General features: G+C 70.9%; 23 protein-coding genes. 4 read left to right on the top strand and 19 right to left on the bottom strand.

From position 1 onward, the window contains the following. Positions 1-68: 68 nt before the first annotated feature. From ACIOC1_RS22725 to ACIOC1_RS22715, 3 genes are read right to left on the bottom strand one after another with little or no spacing between them, the layout of a single operon-like run. Positions 69-545, bottom strand: a complete 477-nt coding sequence (locus ACIOC1_RS22725; protein WP_355337386.1) for a hypothetical protein — start codon at positions 543-545, stop codon at positions 69-71. Beyond that, positions 542-1,918, bottom strand: coding sequence for a glycosyltransferase 87 family protein (locus tag ACIOC1_RS22720; protein WP_401856175.1), 1,377 nt, complete (start codon positions 1,916-1,918; stop codon positions 542-544). The genes ACIOC1_RS22725 and ACIOC1_RS22720 overlap by 4 nt, the downstream gene beginning before the upstream one ends. Before the next feature lie 59 nt (positions 1,919-1,977). After that, positions 1,978-2,148, bottom strand: a complete 171-nt coding sequence (locus ACIOC1_RS22715) for a hypothetical protein (RefSeq protein WP_391162493.1) — start codon at positions 2,146-2,148, stop codon at positions 1,978-1,980. 355 nt (positions 2,149-2,503) lie between these two features. Between ACIOC1_RS22715 and ACIOC1_RS22710 the strand changes: the two genes are divergently transcribed. Further along, the gene (locus ACIOC1_RS22710; RefSeq protein ID WP_401309987.1) at positions 2,504-4,618 is read left to right on the top strand and encodes a HelD family protein; all 2,115 of its coding nucleotides are present in this window, start codon (positions 2,504-2,506) and stop codon (positions 4,616-4,618) included. A 43-nt stretch (positions 4,619-4,661) separates the two neighbouring features. Here ACIOC1_RS22710 and ACIOC1_RS22705 read toward each other — a convergent pair whose 3' ends face one another. From ACIOC1_RS22705 to ACIOC1_RS22695, 3 genes are all read right to left on the bottom strand, one after another. Beyond that, positions 4,662-5,066, bottom strand: coding sequence for a VOC family protein (locus ACIOC1_RS22705; protein WP_188285367.1), 405 nt, complete (start codon positions 5,064-5,066; stop codon positions 4,662-4,664). Between the two features lie 52 nt (positions 5,067-5,118). Further along, positions 5,119-5,538 (bottom strand): helix-turn-helix transcriptional regulator, encoded by a 420-nt coding sequence (locus tag ACIOC1_RS22700; protein WP_355338040.1) that lies wholly within the window; start codon positions 5,536-5,538, stop codon positions 5,119-5,121. A gap of 103 nt (positions 5,539-5,641) precedes the next feature. Next, positions 5,642-6,352, bottom strand: a complete 711-nt coding sequence (locus tag ACIOC1_RS22695) for a copper homeostasis protein CutC (RefSeq protein ID WP_391043066.1) — start codon at positions 6,350-6,352, stop codon at positions 5,642-5,644. A 60-nt stretch (positions 6,353-6,412) separates the two neighbouring features. Here ACIOC1_RS22695 and ACIOC1_RS22690 point away from each other — a divergent pair, with 60 nt between their 5' ends. Then, positions 6,413-7,093, top strand: a complete 681-nt coding sequence (locus tag ACIOC1_RS22690; protein WP_391162498.1) for a hypothetical protein — start codon at positions 6,413-6,415, stop codon at positions 7,091-7,093. A gap of 15 nt (positions 7,094-7,108) precedes the next feature. Here the strand turns inward: ACIOC1_RS22690 and ACIOC1_RS22685 are convergent, their stop codons facing one another. Together ACIOC1_RS22685 and ACIOC1_RS22680 are read right to left on the bottom strand one after the other, a co-directional pair. Then, complete coding sequence (locus ACIOC1_RS22685; RefSeq protein WP_401856174.1) at positions 7,109-7,375, bottom strand: DUF4031 domain-containing protein; 267 nt, start codon at positions 7,373-7,375, stop codon at positions 7,109-7,111. Between the two features lie 25 nt (positions 7,376-7,400). Further along, a complete protein-coding gene (locus tag ACIOC1_RS22680) occupies positions 7,401-7,754 on the bottom strand; it encodes a hypothetical protein (protein WP_391043064.1) in 354 nt (117 codons plus the stop codon). A gap of 89 nt (positions 7,755-7,843) precedes the next feature. Between ACIOC1_RS22680 and ACIOC1_RS22675 the strand changes: the two genes are divergently transcribed. Together ACIOC1_RS22675 and murQ are read left to right on the top strand one after the other, a co-directional pair. Next, complete coding sequence (locus tag ACIOC1_RS22675; RefSeq protein ID WP_391043062.1) at positions 7,844-8,812, top strand: SIS domain-containing protein; 969 nt, start codon at positions 7,844-7,846, stop codon at positions 8,810-8,812. A 40-nt stretch (positions 8,813-8,852) separates the two neighbouring features. Beyond that, positions 8,853-9,797, top strand: a complete 945-nt coding sequence (gene murQ / locus ACIOC1_RS22670) for an N-acetylmuramic acid 6-phosphate etherase (RefSeq protein WP_355337360.1) — start codon at positions 8,853-8,855, stop codon at positions 9,795-9,797. Positions 9,798-9,815: 18 nt separating this feature from the next. Here murQ and ACIOC1_RS22665 read toward each other — a convergent pair whose 3' ends face one another. From ACIOC1_RS22665 to thrC, 11 genes are all read right to left on the bottom strand, one after another. Then, positions 9,816-10,580: an enoyl-CoA hydratase/isomerase family protein gene (locus ACIOC1_RS22665; RefSeq protein WP_355338034.1), complete on the bottom strand. Its 765-nt coding sequence runs from the start codon at positions 10,578-10,580 to the stop codon at positions 9,816-9,818. Between the two features lie 47 nt (positions 10,581-10,627). Beyond that, the gene (locus tag ACIOC1_RS22660) at positions 10,628-11,539 is read right to left on the bottom strand and encodes a cytochrome P450 (protein ID WP_401856173.1); all 912 of its coding nucleotides are present in this window, start codon (positions 11,537-11,539) and stop codon (positions 10,628-10,630) included. A 594-nt stretch (positions 11,540-12,133) separates the two neighbouring features. After that, on the bottom strand, positions 12,134-13,483 hold the full coding sequence (locus tag ACIOC1_RS22655) for a cytochrome P450 (RefSeq protein WP_355337354.1): 1,350 nt from the start codon (positions 13,481-13,483) through the stop codon (positions 12,134-12,136). 54 nt (positions 13,484-13,537) lie between these two features. Then, on the bottom strand, positions 13,538-14,155 hold the full coding sequence (locus tag ACIOC1_RS22650; protein WP_355337351.1) for an ATP/GTP-binding protein: 618 nt from the start codon (positions 14,153-14,155) through the stop codon (positions 13,538-13,540). Further along, positions 14,130-14,504 carry a DUF742 domain-containing protein gene (locus ACIOC1_RS22645; protein WP_355337348.1) on the bottom strand — a complete coding sequence of 125 codons (375 nt, stop codon included), beginning with the start codon at positions 14,502-14,504 and terminating at the stop codon, positions 14,130-14,132. Before ACIOC1_RS22645 ends, ACIOC1_RS22650 begins: the two co-directional genes overlap by 26 nt. Next, complete coding sequence (locus ACIOC1_RS22640; RefSeq protein WP_355338031.1) at positions 14,501-14,905, bottom strand: roadblock/LC7 domain-containing protein; 405 nt, start codon at positions 14,903-14,905, stop codon at positions 14,501-14,503. The genes ACIOC1_RS22645 and ACIOC1_RS22640 overlap by 4 nt, the downstream gene beginning before the upstream one ends. 8 nt (positions 14,906-14,913) lie before the next feature. Next, positions 14,914-16,095 (bottom strand): ATP-binding protein, encoded by a 1,182-nt coding sequence (locus ACIOC1_RS22635; protein ID WP_355337346.1) that lies wholly within the window; start codon positions 16,093-16,095, stop codon positions 14,914-14,916. Positions 16,096-16,392: 297 nt separating this feature from the next. Next, positions 16,393-18,018 (bottom strand): chaperonin GroEL, encoded by a 1,626-nt coding sequence (gene groL, locus ACIOC1_RS22630; RefSeq protein WP_188285378.1) that lies wholly within the window; start codon positions 18,016-18,018, stop codon positions 16,393-16,395. A gap of 308 nt (positions 18,019-18,326) precedes the next feature. Beyond that, positions 18,327-18,533 carry a cold-shock protein gene (locus ACIOC1_RS22625; RefSeq protein WP_093715500.1) on the bottom strand — a complete coding sequence of 69 codons (207 nt, stop codon included), beginning with the start codon at positions 18,531-18,533 and terminating at the stop codon, positions 18,327-18,329. 476 nt (positions 18,534-19,009) lie between these two features. Next, positions 19,010-19,285 carry a MoaD/ThiS family protein gene (locus ACIOC1_RS22620; RefSeq protein WP_188285379.1) on the bottom strand — a complete coding sequence of 92 codons (276 nt, stop codon included), beginning with the start codon at positions 19,283-19,285 and terminating at the stop codon, positions 19,010-19,012. Beyond that, the gene (thrC, locus tag ACIOC1_RS22615; RefSeq protein ID WP_401309971.1) at positions 19,282-20,574 is read right to left on the bottom strand and encodes a threonine synthase; all 1,293 of its coding nucleotides are present in this window, start codon (positions 20,572-20,574) and stop codon (positions 19,282-19,284) included. The genes ACIOC1_RS22620 and thrC overlap by 4 nt, the downstream gene beginning before the upstream one ends. Between the last annotated feature and the right edge of the window lie 12 nt (positions 20,575-20,586).

Genomic DNA, 20,586 nt, shown 5'->3' with positions numbered 1-20,586 from the left:
GGCGGGCGACGGTGTGCGGCAGCGACTGCGACCGCTGCCGTGCGGGCCCGGCGTCATGACGACGGGGCTCAGCCGGCGGCGGGGAGGTGGAAGTAGATCAGGAGGGTGGTGACGGCGAGGAGCGGGGCGGCGAGGGAGGCGACGGCGCGGGTCGTGCGGTGGCGCAGGCGCCAGGGGAGGGCCCAGGACACGACGAGCGCGACGACGGCGAGCAGGAGGACGGCGGGGGCGACCAGGAGCATGGTGGTCAGCGCCTGGCAGCCGTTCGGCGTGCAGGAGTCCGTCGCCATCGGGGAGAACATCGCGATCAGGCCGCAGAAGGCGATGACCGGGCCGCCGAGGACGGTGGCGATCAGCGGGGCGACGTAGGCGTGGCTGTCGTGGTCCGGCGGCCTGAAGCGGGGCACGAAGGGAGGCATGACGGGGGCGGGGCCGTAGGCGGGGCTCTGCCGGACCTGCGGACGGGCGCCCGCGCCGTGCTGCCACTCGTGCGGCTGCGGCGGGCCGTACGGGTCCTGCGGGACGTACGGGCGGCTGTTGGTCATGTCATCCATTCAACGGACCGGACGGCCGGGCCGGATCCGGCGTCGTACTCAGGTCGGCGTGGGCGGGTACTCAGGGCGGTGCCGGCCAGCAGGGCGAGGCCGAGCAGGGGGTAGGGGGCGGCGAGGGGCTGTTCCCACCAGGAGAAGCGCAGGTCGCGGTCGCCCTGGTGCGGCACGAGCCACATGCTGCGGCCGTAGAAGACGGCGCCGCACCCGAGGAGCGCGGCGCGGCGGCCGAGCAGGTCGGCGGCGCGCGGGCCGCGCGACCGTGCCGTACGGGAGCCGGGGCCGGGGCCGCTGTCCGGGCCTGGGCCTGGGCCCTCTGCGGACAGGCGCGTGGCCAGGAACGCCAGGAGGGGCACGCACCAGACCCAGTGGTGGGACCAGCTCACCGGCGAGACCAGCAGCGCGGTGACGGCCGCGCAGAGCAGGCCGAGCGCGGGTCGGCCGCCGCGGTGGGCGCGAGCGGCGACGGCGAGTCCCGCGGCGGCGGTGACCAGGGCGGACGCGGCCCAGAGCAGGCCGGGGGCCGGGGTGTGCAGGACGCGGGCGAGCAGACCCTGGAGGGACTGGTTGTCGACGATCCAGACCTCGCCGACCCGGTCGGTCTCGTAGAGCCGGGCGGTCCAGAAGTCCAGCGAGGCGCCGGGCAGGACGGCGAGCCCGAGCGCCGCGCTCGCGGCGAATCCGGCGGCGGCGCGGGCCGCCTCCCGGCGGCGGCCGGTGAGCGCGAGGTGCACGGCCAGCAGCGCGGGCGTGATCTTGACGCCCGCCGCGAGGCCCAGCGCGAACCCCTTGCCGCGCGCGCCCTCGGGGCGGGTGAGGTCCCACAGGACGAGGACGGCGACGGCGAGGTTGATCTGCCCGAAGACCACCGTCTGGAAGACGGGTTCGAGCCAGAGCGCGCCCGCGGTGCCGAGCAGGACGGGCGCCGCGTACCGCCGGGACCGTACGGCGTCGGCGGCGGCGGTCCCGGTGTCCGCGGCCAGCCGCAGGGAGAGGCGGACGAGGGTGGCCAGCAGGGCCAGATTGGCGGCGACGCAGGCCGCGCGGGCGGCCGACAGCGGGAGCCGGGCGACCGGGGTGAAGAGCAGGGCCGCGAAGGGCGGGTACGTGGCGGGCAGCCGCCAGCGTGTGACGCGGAATCCGTACAGGTCCCGGCCGCCGAGGACGGCGGCGCCTTCGGCGCGGTAGACCTGAAGGTCGGCCATCGGGACCGGGCGGCGGAGCCACCAGGCAGCGAAGAGGGCGAGGGAGAGCGCGAGCGCGGCGAGCGCCAGCGCGGTGGTGCCGGGACAGCGGGCGCTACGGGGACGGCGAGGGTCGGCGGGACGGTCGGCGGGGGGCGCCGGGCCGAGCGCGGGAGCGGTCACCGCGGCGACAGTAGTGGACCCGCCCGCCGGTGATCGTCAACGCGGCGCGGGGCCGCCGCTCAGTGGCGCTTGCCCTCGTTGCCGAGCAGCACCACTTCGACGGCCGTGACGGCGAAGACACGGACCGCGCGCAGCGTGCTTCCCAGCAGGTGGCGGGGGTGATCGGGGCGGGCACCGAGAGCGGTGCCGCCGTGGACGGTGGGACCTGGGGCAACGGTGGTGGTGGTCATGAATCCACCGTACGAAATCAGGCATACGGCCTACGTCGGGCTCAGGGCTTAACTCGCACGCTCCGTGTCCGACTCTGGTCTGACACCGGACCCTGACCCGGGTATCAGGGTCACCCTGAGGCCCTACGACCTGCGGCTCCCCCGGGCCCCCGGGCCCCCGCGCCGCGTCCCCGCCCCGTCCGACCGCAGGTCGAACGGGGGGTGAAATTCGTTCGCGGCTCCCCGCGCGGACGCGTATGATCGCCGGTCTTGCCGCCTCCCCACGGGAGTGCCGCCGGCCGGACGGAAACCGGTCGGCTCGTCGCCTCGCCGACGACCCCTCGCGTACGCACTCGTATCAGCCGGAGGCAAAGCCGTGCCCTCGCACGTCCCGACCCAGGGCAGCAGCCCCAGCCCGCAGGACCGCACCGACCACTCCCCCGACCCGCTCGGCAGGGAACGCTCCCACCTCGCCTCGTCCCGTACCGCGCTGCGCGCCATGCGGCACGACGTGGAGTCGCTCGACATCGCGGACGTGACGGGAAACTGGGTCAACGCCAAGATCCTCGCCGCCGAGATCGACGACCGCATCAAGGCGCTCTCCGACCTCGCCGACACCCCGCTCTTCTTCGGCCGCCTGGACTACCTGCACGCGCCCGGCACGGAACTGGCCGAGGGCGCGACCGGCGAGCAGTTCTACATCGGCCGCCGCCATGTGCACGACGCGGACGGCGACCCGATGGTGATCGACTGGCGCGCGCCGGTCTCGCAACCCTTCTACCAGGCGTCGCGCCGCAAGCCGATGGACGTACGGCTGCGCCGCAGGTTCGGCTACACCGGCGGGGACCTGACCGCGTACGAGGACGAGTACCTCACCGACCCGCCGGAGGGCGCGGCGGATCCGGGGACGTCGAGCAAGCTGCTCCAGAGCGAGATCGAACGGCCCCGCGTCGGCCCCATGCGCGACATCGTCGCCACCATCCAGCCCGAGCAGGACGAGATCGTCCGCGCCGACATCACCGGCAGCGTCTGCGTGCAGGGCGCGCCCGGCACCGGGAAGACCGCCGTCGGCCTGCACCGGGTCGCGTATCTGCTCTACGCGCACCGCGAGCGGCTGGCGCGGACCGGCACGCTGGTGATCGGGCCGAACCGGTCCTTCCTCCAGTACATCGAGCAAGTGCTGCCCGCGCTGGGCGAGTTGCAGGTCAAGCAGGCCACCGTGGACGACCTGGTGGCCCATGTCGAGGTGCGCGGCACCGACTCGGCGGCGGCGGCCACGGTCAAGGGCGACGCGCGGATGGCGGAGGTGCTGCGACGGGCGGTGCGGTCCGGCATCCGGATGCCCACCGAGCCGGTGATGGTGGTGCGCGGCTCGCGGCGCTGGCGGGTCCCGGCGTACGAACTGGAGGAGATCGTCAAGGAGTTGGCGGCCCGCGACATCCGGTACGGCGCCGCGCACGACGCGCTGCCGCAGCGGATCGCGCACGTCGTCCTCGTACAGATGGAGCGCTCGGGCGAGGCGCCGGACGACCGCGTGCAGGACGCGGTGGCGCGAACTCCCGCCGTGAAGGCGGCCGTCAAGGCGTGCTGGCCCGCGGTCGATCCGGCCAAGACGGTGCTGCGGCTGCTGTCGGACCCGGAGTTCCTGGCCGAGGCGGCGGACGGGGTGCTGGACGCCGAGGAGCAGCGGACGATCCTGTGGGCGAAGCCCGCGCGGGGGCTCGCGTCGGCCAAGTGGTCAGCCGCCGACGCGGTGTTGATCGACGAGGCGTACGACCTCGTGCAGCGGACGTCGTCGCTCGGGCATGTGGTGCTGGACGAGGCGCAGGACCTGTCGCCGATGCAGTACCGCGCGGTGGGGCGGCGCTGCTCGACCGGGTCCGCGACCGTGCTCGGCGACCTCGCGCAGGGCACCACGCCCTGGGCCACCGGCTCGTGGGCCGAGGCGCTGGGCCATCTCGGCAAACCGGACGCCCGCGTCGAGGAGTTGACGGCCGGTTTCCGTGTGCCGCGCGAGGTGATCGCGTACGCCACGCGGCTGTTGCCGCAGATCGCGCCGGGCCTCGCGCCCGCCACGTCCGTCCGTGAGGCGGCCGGCACGATGTCGGTACGGGCCGTCGCCGCCGGCGCGCTGGACGCGGCCGTGCTCGCGGCCTGCGACACGGCGCTCCGGCACGAGGGGTCCGTCGGCCTGATCGCCGCCGACCCGCGGATTCCCGTACTGGCCACGGCACTTGAGGCCGCCGGAATCCAGTACGTCTCGCCCGGTGAGGAGACCTCCGCCGAGGCCCGCGTCACGCTGGTGCCCGCGTCCCTGGCCAAGGGCCTGGAGTACGACTACGTCGTGCTCGACGAGCCCGCGGACATCGTGGCCGCCGAGCCCGACGTCCGCACCGGCCTGCGACGCCTGTACGTCTGCCTCACCCGCGCCGTCTCCGGCCTCGCGGTGCTGCACACCGCGCCGCTCCCCGAGGCCCTGGCCCCGGCCTAGGCCGCGTCCGCAAGGTCTCGTCTGGCGGGCGCGCCGCTGCGCGCTACGCCTGCTCGATGCGGAAGAAGTTGCCCGCCGGATCCCGTACGGCGCCGTCCCGTACCCCCCACGGCTGGCTGGCGGGCTCCTGGAGCACCTCGGCCCCCGCCGCCCCCGCGACGGCCTCGAACGTCGCGTCGAGGTCGTCGCTGCGGAAGTGCAGCGGCCGCAGTTCCCCCTTGGCCAGCAGCGCCGCCAGCGTGTCCCCGTCCTCCTTCGACCGCCCCGCGTGCGGCTGCGACAGCACGATCTGGATCTCCGGCTGGCTCTTGGTCGTCAGCGTGATCCACCGGAAGCCGTCGTGCTCGACCTCATTGCGCACGGTGAGACCGAGGGTGTCCCGGTAGAAGACGAGGGCGGCGTCGGGATCGTCGACGAAGACGTGCACGGCACTGATGGAAACGGTCATACGGCCGATGCTAGGGCGTGTCCGGCCGATACCGGAGGCGACGGGCGCGGGCTCACAGCGGCGAGCGCGCGGCGGCGCCGCCCGTCTTGCGGGGGCGGGTCACCAGCATGACCTGGCAGCCGGGGACGACCTCCAAGTCGCTGTGGTCGCGGGCGCGGTAGGCGCTGGGGGTCTCGCCGACGATCTGGGTGAAGCGGGCGGAGAAGGAGCCGAGGCTGGTGCAGCCGACGGCGAAGCAGGCGTCGGTGACGCTGACGTCGCCGCGCCGCAGGAGGGCGGTGGCGCGCTCGATGCGGCGGGTCATGAGGTAGGAGTACGGGGTCTCGCCGTACGCCGCGCGGAACTGGCGGCTGAAGTGGCCGGTCGACATCAGCGCGGTCCGGGCCAGGGCCGGGACGTCGAGCGGCTGGGCGTACTCGCGGTCCATACGGTCGCGGGCACGCCGAAGAAGCCGCAGCTCGCCCAGGTCCATGACGCTCATGGCTCCATTGTGGCGCGGGGGTACGACAACCGCCGGTACGCGCCCCGGCCCGGCGGGACCGTCCGGGGCGGCGCGACGGCCGTACCGCCCGGCCTCAGGAGACCGGGACCGGGGTGTCCAGGGCGGCGCGCCAGCGGGCGACCGCGCGGACGTCGACCGGGGAGGCCCAGCCCGCGGGGCGCACGGCGCCGCCGACGTGGAAGCCGTCGAGCCCGGCGCCGCGCAGGTGCGGCACATGCTCCAGGAGCAGGCCGCCGCCGACGAGGAGCTGGGGTTCGTACCCCGGTTCGCCGGTGCGCGCGGCCTCGTCGCAGAGCACCGGGAGCCCGGCGGGCACGCCGTCCGCGGCGCCCGCGGTGAGGTATGTGTCGAGGCCCGGCAGCCCGGCGAGCTGGAGGCGGAGCGCGTCGCGGTCGGCGGCGCGGTCGATGGCCCGGTGGAAGGTCCAGCGGCAGCCGTCGATGACGTCGACCAGCGCGTGCACGGCGTCGAGGTCGGCGCGCCCGCCGTCGTCGAGGAAGCCGAGGACGAACTCGTCGGCGCCCTCGGACCGCAGGGACTGCGCGGCGGCGCACAGGGCGTCGAGGTCGCGCGCGTCACCGGCGCTGAATCCGTCGGACAGCCGCAGCATGACGCGCAGCGGGATGTCGACGGCCGCCCTGATCGCCCCGAAGGTGGCGCGGGAGGGGGTGAGCCCGTCCGCGGCCATGTCGGTGACCAGTTCGAGGCGGTCCGCGCCGCCGTCCCGGGCCGCTACGGCATCGTCCGCGCCGAGGGCGATCACCTCGAAGATTGGTCTAGACATATGAGCAAGGGTGCCACATGCGTCACTCCCGCGCGAGACGTGTAGCGCACAATTACCGGCATGTCCTTCACGCCCGCCGCCCCTCACCCCCGCTACGACGCCCTGCTCGCCGAGTGGTGCGACCTGCTGCGCCGCTGCCAGGAGCCGACAGCGGACGACGCGCCCGCCCCCGACCCCGCGCCGTACGGCGCCGATCTGCTCGGCCGCTGGGCCGAACCGCAGCGGCGTTACCACACGCTGGACCATCTCCAGGCGGTCCTGGACCACGCCACCGAACTGACCGCGTACGCCGCCGATCCGGACGCGGTGGCCCTCGCCGCCTGGTTCCACGACGCGGTCTACCGCCCCGACCGCTCGGAGAACGAGGAGCGCAGCGCCCACCTCGCCGAACGCGCCCTGCCCGAGGCGGGCGTGGCCGCCGACCGCACCGCCGAGGTCGCCCGCCTGGTGCGTCTGACGGTCACCCACGACCCGGCCGAGGGCGACCACAACGGCGAGGTCCTCTGCGACGCCGACCTCGCCGTCCTGGCCGGCGACCCCGCCGCCTACGCGGCCTACGCCGCCGCCGTCCGCTCCGAGTACGGCTTCGTCCCCGACGACGCCTTCCGCGCCGGCCGCGCCGCCGTCCTGCGCCAACTCCTCGCCCTCCCCGACCTGTTCCGCACCCCTTACGGCAAGGACCAGTGGGAGCGCACGGCCCGCCGCAATCTGACGACGGAGCTGGAGCTGCTCACGGCCTGACGGAGCCGGACCTGCTCACGGCCTGACGTATTTGCGCCGCCGCAGGCCCGCGGCGGTCAGCAGGCGGACGATCTCCTTGCTGCCGGTCTCGACCGCGCCGAGGGCGACCGCGTCGGCGTACCGCTCGGAGGGGATGTCGTAGTGGTCGTGTTCGAAGGCGCGGGACGGGGCGCCGAGGCGGGCGGCGAAGGCGTGCAGTTCGGCGTAGGAGACGTCGCTGACCAGGTGGGACCAGTGGCGGCCGTGGCCGGGCCAGGTCGGCGGGTCGATGTAGAGGGTCATGAGGGGTCCGACTCGGTGTCGTGGGTCATACCGGGTTCACCGGGGTCAGGGCGCCGACGGGGGCGACGACGGCGCCGCGGGCCTCGCAGACCCAGTGCGGGTCGGGGCCGAGTTCGGGTTCGACGGCCAGGGCGTGCGGGTCGTCGCAGTCCGGGCACAGCGGCCAGCGCCCGTAGCGTTCGAGCAGGGCGTCCTGGACGTCCTGGGCGAGCAGCCCGGGGATGTACTCCGCGCCGTCCGGCCACTGCTCCAGCCACCAGCGGCGCTTGCTGACGGCGTCCTCGACCAGCGAGACGATGTCGGCCTCCGCGACACCGCGGGCGCTGAGGTCGGACAGCACGAGAGCGCGGGCACCATGCAGCACGGTTTCACCTTCCATCCCTCCATTGTCGCAAGCCCGGCGGACGCGGACGCCGTGATCGTCGGGTGCCTTGACGTACGGCCGTCTCTGAAAATACCTTTCAGAAGGTGACCTATAGCGTGAAGGAAACTTTCTCCCCGAGCGTCCGCGCCCTCCGCGGCGTGTCCGGCGCGCCCGTCCTCCCCGTCACGCCCCCCGACCCGGGGGCCCTCGCCGCCAAGGTCCGCACCCTCGCGCCGTCGATGACCCGGTCCATGCACCGGGTCGCGGAAGCCGTCGCGGGTGATCCGGCGGGCTGTGCCCATCTGACCGTCACGGCGCTCGCGGTGCGTACCGGCACCAGCGAGGCGACCGTCGTCCGCACCGCCCGGCTGCTGGGCTACCCCGGCTACCGCGATCTGCGGCTGGCGCTGGCCGCGCTCGCCGCCCAGCAGGCCACCGGGGCGCCGCCCGCCGTCACCGCCGACATCGCCGTCGACGACCCGCTCGCCGACGTGGTCACCAAGCTGGCCATGGAGGAGCAGCAGACCCTCGCCGACACCGCCGCCCAGCTCGACATGGGCCAACTGGAGGCCGCCGTCGCCGCGTTGGCCGCCGCCCGGCGGACCGACATCTACGGGATAGCCGCGTCCGCGCTGGTCGGCCAGGACCTGGCGCAGAAGCTGCTGCGGATCGGCCTGATCGCGCACGCGCACGCCGACCCGCACCTGGCGGTCACCAACGCCGTACAGCTCAAGCCGGGCGACGTGGCCCTGGCCATCACGCACTCGGGCAGTACGCACGACGTCATCGAGCCGCTGCGGGCCGCGTTCGACCGGGGGGCGACGACCATCGCCATCACCGGCCGGGCGGACGGCGCGGTCACGCAGTACGCCGATCTGGTGCTGACCACGTCCACCTCCCGCGAGAGCGAGCTGCGGCCCGCCGCGATGTCCAGTCGTACGAGTCAGCTCCTCGTCGTCGACTGTCTGTTCATCGGCGTCGCGCAGCGCACCTACGAGACCGCGGCCCCGGCGCTGTCCGCCTCGTACGAAGCGCTCGCGCACCGGCACAGTCCCCGCTCGGGCCGCGCCTGACGGCCGGTCCGCACCACTCCACGACCCCCACAGCAGAAGGATGAACGAGCCGCATATGTCGCACTACACCGAGCTGCGCCGCGAGCTGGAGACCCTCACCACCGAGGCGTTCCGGCCCGAGCTCGCCGAGATCGACCGGATGCCCACCCTGGAGATCGCGCGGACCATGAACGGTGAGGACGCCACCGTTCCGGCCGCGGTCGCCGGGCAGTTGCCCGTGATCGCCGCCGCCATCGACGGGATCGCCGCCCGGATGGAACGCGGCGGACGGCTGATCTACGCGGGCGCCGGTACGGCGGGCAGGCTCGGCGTGCTCGACGCGAGCGAGTGCCCGCCGACCTTCAACACCACGCCGGGACGCGAGGTGCTCGGACTGATCGCGGGCGGCCCGTCCGCGATGATCACCTCCATCGAGGGCGCGGAGGACAGCAAGGAGCTGGCCGCCGCCGACCTCGCCGCGCTCGGACTGACCCCGGCCGACAGCGTCGTCGGCGTCTCCGCCTCCGGGCGCACTCCCTACGCGGTCGGCGCGGTGGAGTACGCGCGCGCCACGGGGGCGCTCACCGTGGGCCTGTCCTGCAACGCGGACTCGCCGCTCGCGGCGGCGGCCGACCACGGCATCGAGGTCGTCGTCGGGCCCGAACTGATCGCCGGTTCCACCCGGTTGAAGTCCGGCACCGCGCAGAAGCTCGTGCTCAACATGCTCTCGACCATCACGATGATCCGGCTCGGCAAGACGTACGGGAACCTCATGGTCGACGTGCGGGCCTCCAACGAGAAGCTGCGGGCGCGCTCGCGGCGGATCGTCGCGCTGGCCACCGGCGCGGACGAGGAGGCGATCGAGGACGCGCTGACCGCCACCGACGGCGAGGTCAAGCACGCGATCTTGACGCTGCTCGCCCATGTGGACGCGGCCACGGCGGCCCGGCTGCTGACGGAGTCGGGCGGCCACCTGCGGCAGGCGCTGGAGGCCGCGCCGAAGTAGCCGCGCGGGAGCGGGAGTTCACTGGCGCTTGGCGGACTCGGCCGCCATCAGCACCGAGGCCAGCCATTCGCCGTCGAAGAGGGTGGCGTCCGCCAGGCGGTGGGCGCCGCCGTACGCGTTGAGCATCGTCTTGGCGGCGCGCAGCGCGGCCGGGGAGCGGCGGAGCATCGGCCGCGCCCACTGGTCGACGGCGGCGTCCAGCCCGGCCTCGGGCACGGCCTTGTGCAGGACGGACAGCTCGACGGCCCTGGCCGCGTCGAACGCCTCGCCGGTGAGGACGAGTTCGCGGATGCGGGCGGCTCCCACCTCGTTGAGCAGCCGGGGCAGGATGCCGCCCCAGGCGGGCGGCAGGCCCAACGCCAGCTCGGGCAGCCGGAACCGGCTGGTGTCGGCGCCGACCCGCAGGTCGCAGAACATCGCGAGCGCCACGCCCGCGCCGATCACGTCGCCGTGCACCCGCGCGACGGTGACGGCGCCGAGCGTGGCGAGCGCCTCGCACACCTGCCGCGCCTTGTTGCCCATGGTGCGCAGGCCGGACCCCGTGGGGTCGGCGGCCAGCGACTCGGCGAATTCCCTGCGGTCGCCGCCGAGGCAGAAGTGCTCGCCGGCGCCGGAGAGTTCGAGCACCCGTATGCCGGGGTGGTCCTGCACCGAGCGCAGTACGGCCAGCAGTTCGTCCAGGACCGGGCCGGTGACGGCGTTCCCGGTCTCCGGGGTGTTCAGCCGTACGCGCAGCAGCGCTCCTTCCTGGCTGACGCGCAGGACCTTGAAGTAGTTCATCATGCTGTCGTTCGCCACCGGTTCTCTCGTGCGGTCGTGCCGTGTGCGGCCTACAGGTCTCTGGGGCCCGCCTGTTCGGGGACGCGGGCGGACGCGGAGTCGGACACCGTCAGTGTCGTCATCCGCCGGAAGGCGACCCGCGGCGCCCACTCGGGGTCGCGGTGGACGCTCAGTCCCGGCAGCTTCCTGAGCAGCGCGGTCAGCAGCGCGGTGGCCTCCATCCTGGCCAGCGGGGCGCCGACGCAGTAGTGGATGCCGCCGCCGAAGCTGAGGTGGTTGACCTTGCGGCGGATGTCGAAGATGTGCGGGTCGGCGTACTGCGCGGGGTCGTGGTTGGCGGCGGCGAGCATCAGGTGGACGGTCTCGTCCTTGGGCACCTCGATGCCCGCGAGCGTCATGTCGTCGCCCGCGACCCGCGTCACGACGTGTATCGGCGGGTCGTAGCGCAGCACCTCCTCGACGGCGCCGGGGATGTCCTGCGGGTGGGCGCGCAGCCAGCCCATCTGGCGGGGGTGCTCGGCGATCAGCCACGTCATGGTGGACAGCAGATTGGAGGTGGTCTCCAGGGCGGCGAGCACCACCAGCAGCGCGAGGTAGTAGACGGCCTCGTCGGCGCGGTCGCGGTCCGGCTCCAGCCCGTCCCAGGTGCGCAGCCACTGCGAGACCGGGTCGTCCCCCGGTGACCTGCGCCTTTCGCGCACCAGCGCGGCGAAGTACTGGTGCAGTGTCACGGTGGCTTCGTCGGAGATCGCGAGCTGGCTCGGGGTGGGCAGCAGCTCCTGGGTGAACACCTGGGCGTGGGTCAAGTCCCGCAAAAGGGGGAAGTCAGCGGAGGGCAAACCCATCCACTCCCCTATCGCGCGCACCGGCAGCTCCTCGCTCACCAGTGAGACAAAATCGGCCACTCCGTCGCGCAGGCGTTCCGCGAGCCGGCCGACCAGGCGGTCCGTTGTCTTTTCCACCGATATCCGAATGTCACCGAGCGCCCTCCGGTCGAACATATTTCCGACCGAGCGGCGCATCAATGTGTGATGCGGTGGATTGAGCCGGACCAGAGTCTGACCGATCTGCCGTGAGGAAGGCGCGCTCCAGCGCGTTCCCTGGCCTTGCCTGGCGGCCCATTCGTTGTCGGTCACACGCCAGGCCCGGTCCCTCAGCACCTGGTCACTGAGGCCGAACGACGTGATCAGGTGGCCGCCCCAGGGCGCTGGGACGACATCCCCCATCGAGCGAAGCTCGTCGTAAAGAGGCAGCGGACTTTCCTGTCCGCCGGGCTTACGGAGTCGGGAAAAAAGTGATACAACTCTTCGCCGGTCGGTGGGGGCGACCGAATACGGTGTGACCATGGCGGCATTTCTCCTTGGTCCTCAATGCCAGGCCGGATTGACCTGTCCTGCATACCCTGGGCACGAGATGCGTATCCGATCGGACACTGCTCGTAATTGTGGCAAGCGTCACACCGTCGGCGATGATTTCCGGCCAGGTCCGTTCTTTATCGAAACCGGCCGACCGCGAAGCCGCGGTCGGCCGGTTTTCGACTTGTGCGTCGCCGAGTGTTACGCCTTGAGCCAGTTGAGGAACGAGCTCCAGCGGCTGGCCGCCTTCGGCTTGCCCTGCGTGTGGTCGGCCGGAGCCTGAGCCGACTGGCTCTCCTGCGAGCGGACCGGCTGCCGCGCCGGGGTGAACCGGGCGGGCAGCGAGGTGAGCGCGCGGTGGAAGGGGCCCGGACGCCAGGTCAGGCTCTCCACCGGCACCGCCAGGTCGATGTCCGGCAGCGTGTTGAGCAGCTTCTCGATGGCCCGCAGCGAGATCAGCGTGGCCGGGTCCTTGGCCGGGCAGACATGGGGACCCGCGCCCCAGCCCAGGTGCGCCCGCTTGCTCATCGTCTGGCCGCCGCCGCCCAGGCTCGGGTCGGTGTTGGCCGCCGCGTAACTGATCACCACGGGGTCGCCCGCGCGGAGTGTGATCCCGGCGAGGTCCACGTCGTGCACCGGGTAGTGCACGCCGTAGTTGGCCATCGGCGGGTAGTTCCACAGCACGTCGTTGAGCGCGTCCTCGACCAGCAGGCCCGCCATGTGCTGGCTGTCGGCGTACTTGTCGTCGGACAGCAGCAGCCGCAGCGCGCTGGAGATCATGTTCTGCACCGGCTCGGTACCCGCGGCGATCATCGGGAAGAGCTGGTGGATCATCTCCTCGGTGGTCAGCGCGGAGCGGTGCTGCATCATCCAGGAGGTGATGTCCTCGCCCGGCGTGGTCCGCTTCAGCTCGACCAGTTCGACCAGCGCCCCGGTCAGCACCTCCAGCGACTTCTCGACATCGATGCCATCGAAGATGCCGGAGATCCCGAACACCAGCCGGTTGCCGATGTCCTCGGTGCAGCCGAAGAGGTCGTTGAAGACCAGCAGCGGCACCTGCTGCGCGTAGTCGGCGACCAGGTCGGCCCGCCCCTTGGCGCTGAACTGGCTGATCAGATACGAGGCGACCTGGTCGACGTGCCGGCTCAGCCGGTGCGAGTCGACCATGGCCAGGCTGTCGGTCGCCGCCTGCCGCAGCCGCATGTGCTCGGCGCCGTCGGAGAACAGCAGATTCGGCCGGTAGGCCATCATCCCCATCACCGGGCTGTCCGCCGGTATCTGACCCTCGTTCATCGCGCGCCAGCGGCGCGAGTCGCGGGCGAAGGTGCCCGGGTTCTGGAGGACCCGCAGCGCCTCGGTGTAGTCCGTGACGAGTTCGGCCTCCACGCCCGGCGCCAGCTCCACCGGAGCGCTCGGGCCGAACTGCCGCATGTAGGAGTAGAACGCCTCCGGAGCGGCGGCGAACTCCGGGCCGTACAGCGGCACACTCTGGCCGCTGTCGTGCGCGGGGCAGCCGGGCGGCGGGGCCTGGAAGTCCGGAGGGGTCTGCATGCCTGTGCTCCTCGTTGAAATACCTGAGCTACCTGAACTACCTGCGGTGACCTACTAGTTGAGGCGAGACTGCAAATACTGCACCAGAGCGATCAGTGAACCCGCCGATGACCGCTCGTCGCGTGCGTCGCACGAGACCACCGGGGTCTCGGGAAGCAGATCCAGCGCCTCGCGCACCTCTTCGAGCGAGTGCGGGGGCGCACCGTCGAAGCGGTTCACGGCGATGGCGTACGGCAGACCGTGCCGCTCCACGAGGTCCATCACGGGGAAGGACTCCTGGAGCCGCAGCGGGTCGACCAGCACGAGCGCGCCGAGCGCGCCGCGCGACAGGTCCTCCCACAGCCGCACGAACCGCTGCTGGCCCGGCGTACCGAACATGTACAGCACCAGTTCGTCGCTGAGGGTCAGCCGGCCGAAGTCCATCGCGACCGTGGTGGTGGTCTTGTTGGGCGCGCCCCTGAGGTCGTCGATGTCCGCGCTGGCCTGCGTCATCACTTCCTCGGTGCGCAGCGGCGGGATCTCCGACATGGTGCCGATGAACGTCGTCTTGCCCACGGCGAAGTGCCCGACCACGAGGATCTTGGCGACCGTCCGTACCGAACTGGGCAGATAGACGTTCTCGCGCGGCGTCTGGGGAGCACTGTCCCTATCCGAAGCGAGCCCGGAGCCCATGCAGCACCTCCTCCAGCAGTTCCCTCTCGACCAACTGCGCGCGGGGAACGGGTGCCCGCGCGAGCAGATACCCGTCCTCCACCAGATCCGACAGAAGGATCTTGACCACGCCCATCGGCAGCCCGGTGTGCGCGGCGATCTCCGCGACCGCGAGATAACCGCCCGAGCACAGTTCCATCACCCGCAGCTTCTCGGGATCAAGAACCCTTGTCCGGGGCGCGTTTTCGGATACGGCGACCAGTGTGATCATCGTGAAGCCGCCGTCGACCGGAAGCTCGCGACCGTTGGTGATCACATACGGGCGTACTAATTCCGTGGCTTCTAACTCCAGCTCCGGTTCGCCCGTCAATTGACGTCAGCGTTCTCGCGAGGAGGTGTGGTCAGCACCTTGCCGAGTTGGCCGACGAGCTGCTGCATCCGGAAGGTGATCTCCGCGAGGTCCGCGTCCGGGGACGCGGAGACCGCGAGATAGGCGCCTTCACCTGCCGAGATGAGGAAGACCCAGCCGTGGTCGAACTCCACCAGGGTCTGCCGCCACTCCTGGCGGCGGTCGTCGCCGCCGACGAAGTCGGACACCGTACGGCTCAGCGACTGCATGCCGCTCATCGCCGCCGCGACGGTGTCGGCGTGGTCCCTGCCGACCTCGTTGGAGCGGGCCATCAGCAGGCCGTCGGCCGACACCAGGATCGCGTGCCGGGCCTCGGGCACCTCAAGGGCGCTGTCGAGCATCCACGACAGATCTCTTCCGATCATTGGGCTCATTGGGCGTCCTGCCCTTCGCTGCTCGCGCCGATGGAACGGCGGCCGGACTGAGTGCCCCGCTGGAACGCGCCCATGCGGGAGGCGACTTCGTGGCTGTCGCGCACCGGCTCGGGCGCCCGCTCGACTCTGTCCCCGGCTCTGTCACCGGTTCTGTCGTCGGACCGCTCCTCGGCCGTGGGCACTATCGAGATCGGGTGCCGGAAGCGCCGCCGCTTGGGCAGGCCGCCGAAGGTGGTGGCGGGCACCACCGGCTCGGGCGCGCTCTGCTCCACCGGCTCGGACGCTTCACCCACGACGGGAGTCTCCTCGGGCTCGATGGTGGTGGTGAGGAGTTCGTCGGGGAGCAGCAGCACGGCGCGCACTCCGCCGTACGGCGAGGTGGAATCCACCGAGACGCTGAATCCGTAACGGTTGGCGAGTACGCCGATCACCGCGAAACCGAATTGCGGCGGATTTCCGAGGCCGGAAACACCCGGAGTGCGCTGGCCGGTGAGGAGTTCTCCCGCCAGCGTCTTCTCTTCGTCGCTCATGCCGACACCCGCGTCGTCGACGACGATGCAGACGCCCTTGGGCACGGGCTGGATATTGATTTCGATGGACGTTTCAGGGGCCGAATAACTCGTGGCGTTGTCGAGCAGTTCGGAAAGGGCGAGTGCGACCGGTTCGACCGCGCGGCTCACCACCGCGAAATTGCTCTGCGAACGGATTTCCACGCGCGTGAAATGCCGGATGCGGCCCTTGGCGCTGCGGACCACGTCGTAGACCGACGCCGCGTTCTTGCGGCGGCCGAGCCAGCCGTCGCAGAGCACGGCTATGGACTGGGCGCGCCGGGTGAACTGCGCGTTGCCGTGGTCCACGTCCAACAGGCCCTGGAGCGCCGCGTGCTCGCCGTTCTCCCGCTGGAGCTTCGCGATGGCGACCTGCTGCTCGCCCGCCAGACCCTGGAGGGTGCGCATGGCGGCCTTGAGCACGCTCTTGGTGCCCTCCTCGGCCCGGCGTCTGGCCTCATCCACGATCTGCTCGCGGCCGACTTCCAGGGAGGCGCGGCGCGCCGACTGCTCGGCGAGCGCGGCACGGAGCTTCGCATTAGTTTTCCGGCTGAGCGCAATCGCGGTCGCGGCGACAGGAGTACCTGCGATCAGGCCCCAAAGTGCTGGATCATGTAAGTAGGACGTCATGAGGCTCTCTTCAGGCGAGGGGCCGCCATTTGCGGAATCTCTTTCAAATCCGAACAAAAATGCGGAACACTTGCGCATGACACTTGCCAAGCAATGAGAGCCTAGCAGCAGGTTTGACCCCGGTACCCCCCGTACTTGTCCTGCTACCGGCATCTGACGGTAATTCAAAATTGCCCCGTTTTGGGACAGTCTTGGTGAATTGTTCCCAACAATGCGCCGGACACAAAGACGGCACCCCCCGGGTGACCGGGGGGTGCCGTCGTGCGGTCCTGCTGATCCGGGCTCGCGCCCCGTGGATCAGAAGTCCATGTCACCGCCGGGCATGCCGCCCGGAGCGCCGCCGGGGGCGGCCTTCTCCGGCTTGTCGGCGATGACGGCCTCGGTGGTGAGGAACAGCGCGGCGATGGAGGCCGCGTTCTGGAGCGCGGAGCGCGTGACCTTCGCCGGGTCGATGATGCCCTCGGCGATCATGTCGACGTACTCACCGGTCGCGGCGTTGAGGCCGTGGCCGACGGGCAGGTTGCGCACCTTCTCGACGATGACGCCGCCTTCGAGACCACCGTTGACGGCGATCTGCTTCAGCGGGGCCTCCAGCGCGAGCTTCACGGCGTTGGCACCGGTCGCCTCGTCGCCCTCGAGCTCCAGCTTCTCGAAGACCGCGGTCGCCTGGAGCAGGGCCACGCCGCCACCGGCGACGATGCCCTCTTCCACGGCGGCCTTCGCGTTGCGCACCGCGTCCTCGATGCGGTGCTTGCGCTCCTTGAGCTCGACCTCGGTGGCGGCACCGGCCTTGATGACGGCCACGCCGCCGGCCAGCTTCGCCAGGCGCTCCTGGAGCTTCTCGCGGTCGTAGTCCGAGTCGCTGTTGTCGATCTCGGCGCGGATCTGGTTGACCCGCCCGGCGACCTGGTCGCTGTCACCGGCACCGTCGACGATGGTGGTCTCGTCCTTGGTGATGACGACGGTACGGGCGCGGCCGAGCAGGTCCAGGCCCGCGTTCTCCAGCTTGAGGCCGACCTCTTCGGAGATGACGGTGCCACCGGTGAGGATGGCGATGTCGCCGAGCATGGCCTTGCGACGGTCACCGAAGCCGGGCGCCTTGACGGCGACGGACTTGAAGGTGCCGCGGATCTTGTTGACCACCAGGGTCGACAGGGCCTCGCCCTCGACGTCCTCGGCGATGATCAGCAGCGGCTTGCCGGACTGCATGACCTTCTCCAGCAGCGGGAGCAGGTCCTTCACCGAGGAGATCTTGGAGTTGACGATCAGGATGTACGGGTCGTCGAGCGACGCCTCCATACGCTCCAGGTCGGTCGCGAAGTAGGCGGAGATGAAGCCCTTGTCGAAGCGCATGCCCTCGGTGAGCTCGAGCTCGAGCCCGAAGGTCTGCGACTCCTCGACGGTGATGACGCCTTCCTTGCCGACCTTGTCCATGGCCTCGGCGATCAGCTCGCCGATCTGGGTGTCGGCGGCGGAGATGGAGGCGGTCGAAGCGATCTGCTCCTTGGTCTCCACGTCCTTGGCCTGCTCCAGCAGAGCGGCGGAGACGGCCTCGACGGCCTTCTCGATGCCGCGCTTGAGGGCCATCGGGTTGGCGCCGGCCGCGACGTTGCGCAGCCCTTCCTTGACCAGGGCCTGGGCCAGGACGGTCGCGGTGGTGGTGCCGTCACCCGCGACGTCGTCGGTCTTCTTCGCGACCTCCTTGACCAGCTCGGCGCCGATCTTCTCGTACGGGTCCTCGAGCTCGATCTCCTTGGCGATGGACACACCATCGTTGGTGATCGTGGGGGCGCCCCACTTCTTCTCGAGGACGACGTTGCGGCCCTTCGGGCCGAGGGTGACCTTGACGGCGTCGGCGAGCTGGTTCATCCCGCGCTCGAGACCGCGCCGTGCCTCCTCGTCGAACGCGATGATCTTTGCCATGTGAAGTGTCCTCCGCGGACTGGGGTTCCCCCACCGGAGCAGGGGGCGACGGCTCGGACCGTGTGGTGCCCGCGACGGACGGCCGACCTGGTCGCCGGTTCCTTCCCGGCGGCCGGGCGGGCCTCACCGACCCGGTCCTTCAGCACTCTCACTAGGAGAGTGCTAACGCCAATGATTAGCACTCGACCCCATCGAGTGCAAGCGCCTGTGGACAACTCCGGGCCACGCACGAAGGACCCGTCCCCCCTAAGAGGTACGGACCCTTGGTGCGTGAGTGCGTCGTGTCGGTCGCCGAGCGCGCCGGGCCGTCAGGCGGTGGCCAGCCGGACCATGTCCGCCTGCGGCCCCTTCTGACCCTGCGAGATCTCGAACTCGACCCGCTGGCCTTCTTCGAGGGTGCGGTAACCGTCCATCTGAATCGCGCTGTAGTGGACGAAGACATCCGCACCACCGTCGACCGCGATGAAGCCGTAGCCCTTCTCCGCGTTGAACCACTTGACGGTGCCCTGAGCCATTCCTAACTCCCCTATTACTGGCCCTATCGCGGCCCCGCACTCCGCGGGTCCGGGTCAGACCTCACCGCCGGGGAAGCCGTTGTCTGAGCGACAGGGGATCCCTGGTGGTGTGCGCCGGAACGCGTCGACCGCGGCTGAATGTATCTGCACGGATGCCCTCTGCAACAGGTCAATCGGACGAGAATTCGGGGAGCGACCGATCGGAAATACACCAGAATAGGGCGCTATGGCGGGGCATCTCGGACCGGACATACGTCGCCTATGCGACAATCCACACGTGAATTTGGCGATAAATCGCCGCACTGACCGTTCGCGGCGGCAACTTGCCCGTGGCAACAGTACAACCTTTCAACTACCGCCCCGGACACGGCCGTTCGACCCGGTCCGGCCCCCGTACAGCACTGTGCCCCATCCACCGCAAAAGGGTGAAAGGGGCACAAAACGGCAGGTGTAGCCGGGCCGTTACGGGAAGTTGATCAGCCGCCCGCTACCGCCGGAATGATCGAAACGCTCGCGCCGTCGGGGACAGCGGTGGCGAGACCGTCGGAAAAGCGAACATCGTCGTCGTTGACATAGACGTTCACGAAACGACGGAGTTTTCCGGTGTCGTCGAGAACGCGCGCCGAAATGCCCGCGTGATTCTTCTCCAGCGAGTCGATCACCTCGGCCAGCGTGCCGCCCTCGGCCGGAACCTCGGCCTGGCCGCCGGTGTAGGTGCGGAGAATGGTGGGGATACGAACAGAAGCACTCATGCGAGGCCAGCCTCTCGGAACGCGTCAAGGGTCGGGCGGATGGTGGCGGTCGGGCCGGTGGTCGGTGCCACCGCGTCCAAAGTCTTCAGTCCGTCGCCGGTGTTGAGGACGACGGTCTCGGCGGCCGGGTCGAGCTGCCCGGTCTCGATCAGCTTCTTCAGCACCCCCACGGTCACCCCGCCCGCGGTCTCCGCGAAGATCCCCTCGGTGCGCGCGAGCAGCTTGATCGCGTCCACGACCTGCTCGTCGTTCACGTCGTCGACCGCGCCACCGGTCCGCCGGGCGATGTCCAGCACGTACGGGCCGTCCGCCGGATTGCCGATCGCCAGCGACTTGGCGATGGTGTCCGGCTTCACCGGCCGCACCACGTCGTGCCCCGCCTTGAACGCCGCCGAGACCGGCGAGCAGCCCTCGGCCTGGGCGCCGTAGATCTTGTACGGCTTGTCCTCGACCAGGCCGAGCGCGATCAGCTCGCGCAGGCCCTTGTCGATCTTGGTGAGCTGGGAGCCGGACGCGATCGGGATCACCAGGTTGTCGGGGATGCGCCAGCCGAGCTGTTCGCAGATCTCGTACGCCAGGGTCTTGGAGCCCTCGCCGTAGTAGGGCCGCAGATTGACGTTGACGAAGCCCCAGCCCTCGCCGATCGGGTCGCCGATCAGCTCGGAGCAGAAGCGGTTCACGTCGTCGTACGAGCCCTCGATGCCGACCAGTTCGCCGCCGTAGACCGCGGCCATGACGACCTTGCCCGCCTCCAGGTCGTGCGGGATGAACACGCAGGAGCGGAAACCGGCGCGCGCGGCGGCGGCGCCGACGGCGCCCGCGAGGTTGCCGGTGGAGGAGCAGGAGAGCGTGGTGAGGCCGAAGGTGCGAGCGGCCTCCAGGGCGATGGCGACGACGCGGTCCTTGAAGGAGTGCGTCGGATTGCCGGAGTCGTCCTTGATGTGCAGGCCGCCGGTGATGCCCAGTTCACGGGCGAGGTTGTCGGCCTTGACGAGCTTGGTCCAGCCCGGGTGGAGGTTGGGCTTGTCGGTGACGTCGGCGGGGACCGGCAGCAGCGGCGCGTACCGCCAGATGCTGGTGGGTCCCGCCTCGATCCGCTTGCGCAGCGACTCGGGGTCGCCGAGCGGCAGGTCGTACGCGACTTCGAGGGGCCCGAAACACTCCTCGCAGGCGAAGACCGGGCTCAGCGGGAAGCGGGTGCCGCACTCCCGGCAGGACAGCGCGGAGGCCGGTCCGAAGGGGGGAGTGCTGGTGCTGTCGTGGGTGCTGGCGACGGTCTGCACAGCCATGATGGCGAGGCC

Source organism: Streptomyces sp. NPDC088197 (genome assembly GCF_044741185.1).
GTDB lineage: Bacteria > Actinomycetota > Actinomycetes > Streptomycetales > Streptomycetaceae > Actinacidiphila.
Note: the sequence above shows the minus strand (reverse complement) of the source record. Positions and strands in the feature narration are given on the sequence as shown.

Excerpts from the sequence above, each read along its gene's own strand:
- ACIOC1_RS22725 (WP_355337386.1), bottom strand. The coding sequence starts at position 545 with ATGACCAACAGCCGCCCGTACGTCCCGCAGGACCCGTACGGCCCGCCG.
- ACIOC1_RS22715 (WP_391162493.1), bottom strand. The coding sequence starts at position 2,148 with ATGACCACCACCACCGTTGCCCCAGGTCCCACCGTCCACGGCGGCACC.
- ACIOC1_RS22705 (WP_188285367.1), bottom strand. The coding sequence starts at position 5,066 with ATGACCGTTTCCATCAGTGCCGTGCACGTCTTCGTCGACGATCCCGAC.
- ACIOC1_RS22700 (WP_355338040.1), bottom strand. The coding sequence starts at position 5,538 with ATGGACCTGGGCGAGCTGCGGCTTCTTCGGCGTGCCCGCGACCGTATG.
- ACIOC1_RS22695 (WP_391043066.1), bottom strand. The coding sequence starts at position 6,352 with ATGTCTAGACCAATCTTCGAGGTGATCGCCCTCGGCGCGGACGATGCC.
- ACIOC1_RS22690 (WP_391162498.1), top strand. The coding sequence starts at position 6,413 with ATGTCCTTCACGCCCGCCGCCCCTCACCCCCGCTACGACGCCCTGCTC.
- ACIOC1_RS22685 (WP_401856174.1), bottom strand. The coding sequence starts at position 7,375 with ATGACCCTCTACATCGACCCGCCGACCTGGCCCGGCCACGGCCGCCAC.
- ACIOC1_RS22680 (WP_391043064.1), bottom strand. The coding sequence starts at position 7,754 with ATGGAAGGTGAAACCGTGCTGCATGGTGCCCGCGCTCTCGTGCTGTCC.
- murQ (WP_355337360.1), top strand. The coding sequence starts at position 8,853 with ATGAACGAGCCGCATATGTCGCACTACACCGAGCTGCGCCGCGAGCTG.
- ACIOC1_RS22665 (WP_355338034.1), bottom strand. The coding sequence starts at position 10,580 with ATGATGAACTACTTCAAGGTCCTGCGCGTCAGCCAGGAAGGAGCGCTG.
- ACIOC1_RS22655 (WP_355337354.1), bottom strand. The coding sequence starts at position 13,483 with ATGCAGACCCCTCCGGACTTCCAGGCCCCGCCGCCCGGCTGCCCCGCG.
- ACIOC1_RS22650 (WP_355337351.1), bottom strand. The coding sequence starts at position 14,155 with ATGGGCTCCGGGCTCGCTTCGGATAGGGACAGTGCTCCCCAGACGCCG.
- ACIOC1_RS22635 (WP_355337346.1), bottom strand. The coding sequence starts at position 16,095 with ATGACGTCCTACTTACATGATCCAGCACTTTGGGGCCTGATCGCAGGT.
- groL (WP_188285378.1), bottom strand. The coding sequence starts at position 18,018 with ATGGCAAAGATCATCGCGTTCGACGAGGAGGCACGGCGCGGTCTCGAG.
- ACIOC1_RS22625 (WP_093715500.1), bottom strand. The coding sequence starts at position 18,533 with ATGGCTCAGGGCACCGTCAAGTGGTTCAACGCGGAGAAGGGCTACGGC.
- ACIOC1_RS22620 (WP_188285379.1), bottom strand. The coding sequence starts at position 19,285 with ATGAGTGCTTCTGTTCGTATCCCCACCATTCTCCGCACCTACACCGGC.
- thrC (WP_401309971.1), bottom strand. The coding sequence starts at position 20,574 with ATGGCTGTGCAGACCGTCGCCAGCACCCACGACAGCACCAGCACTCCC.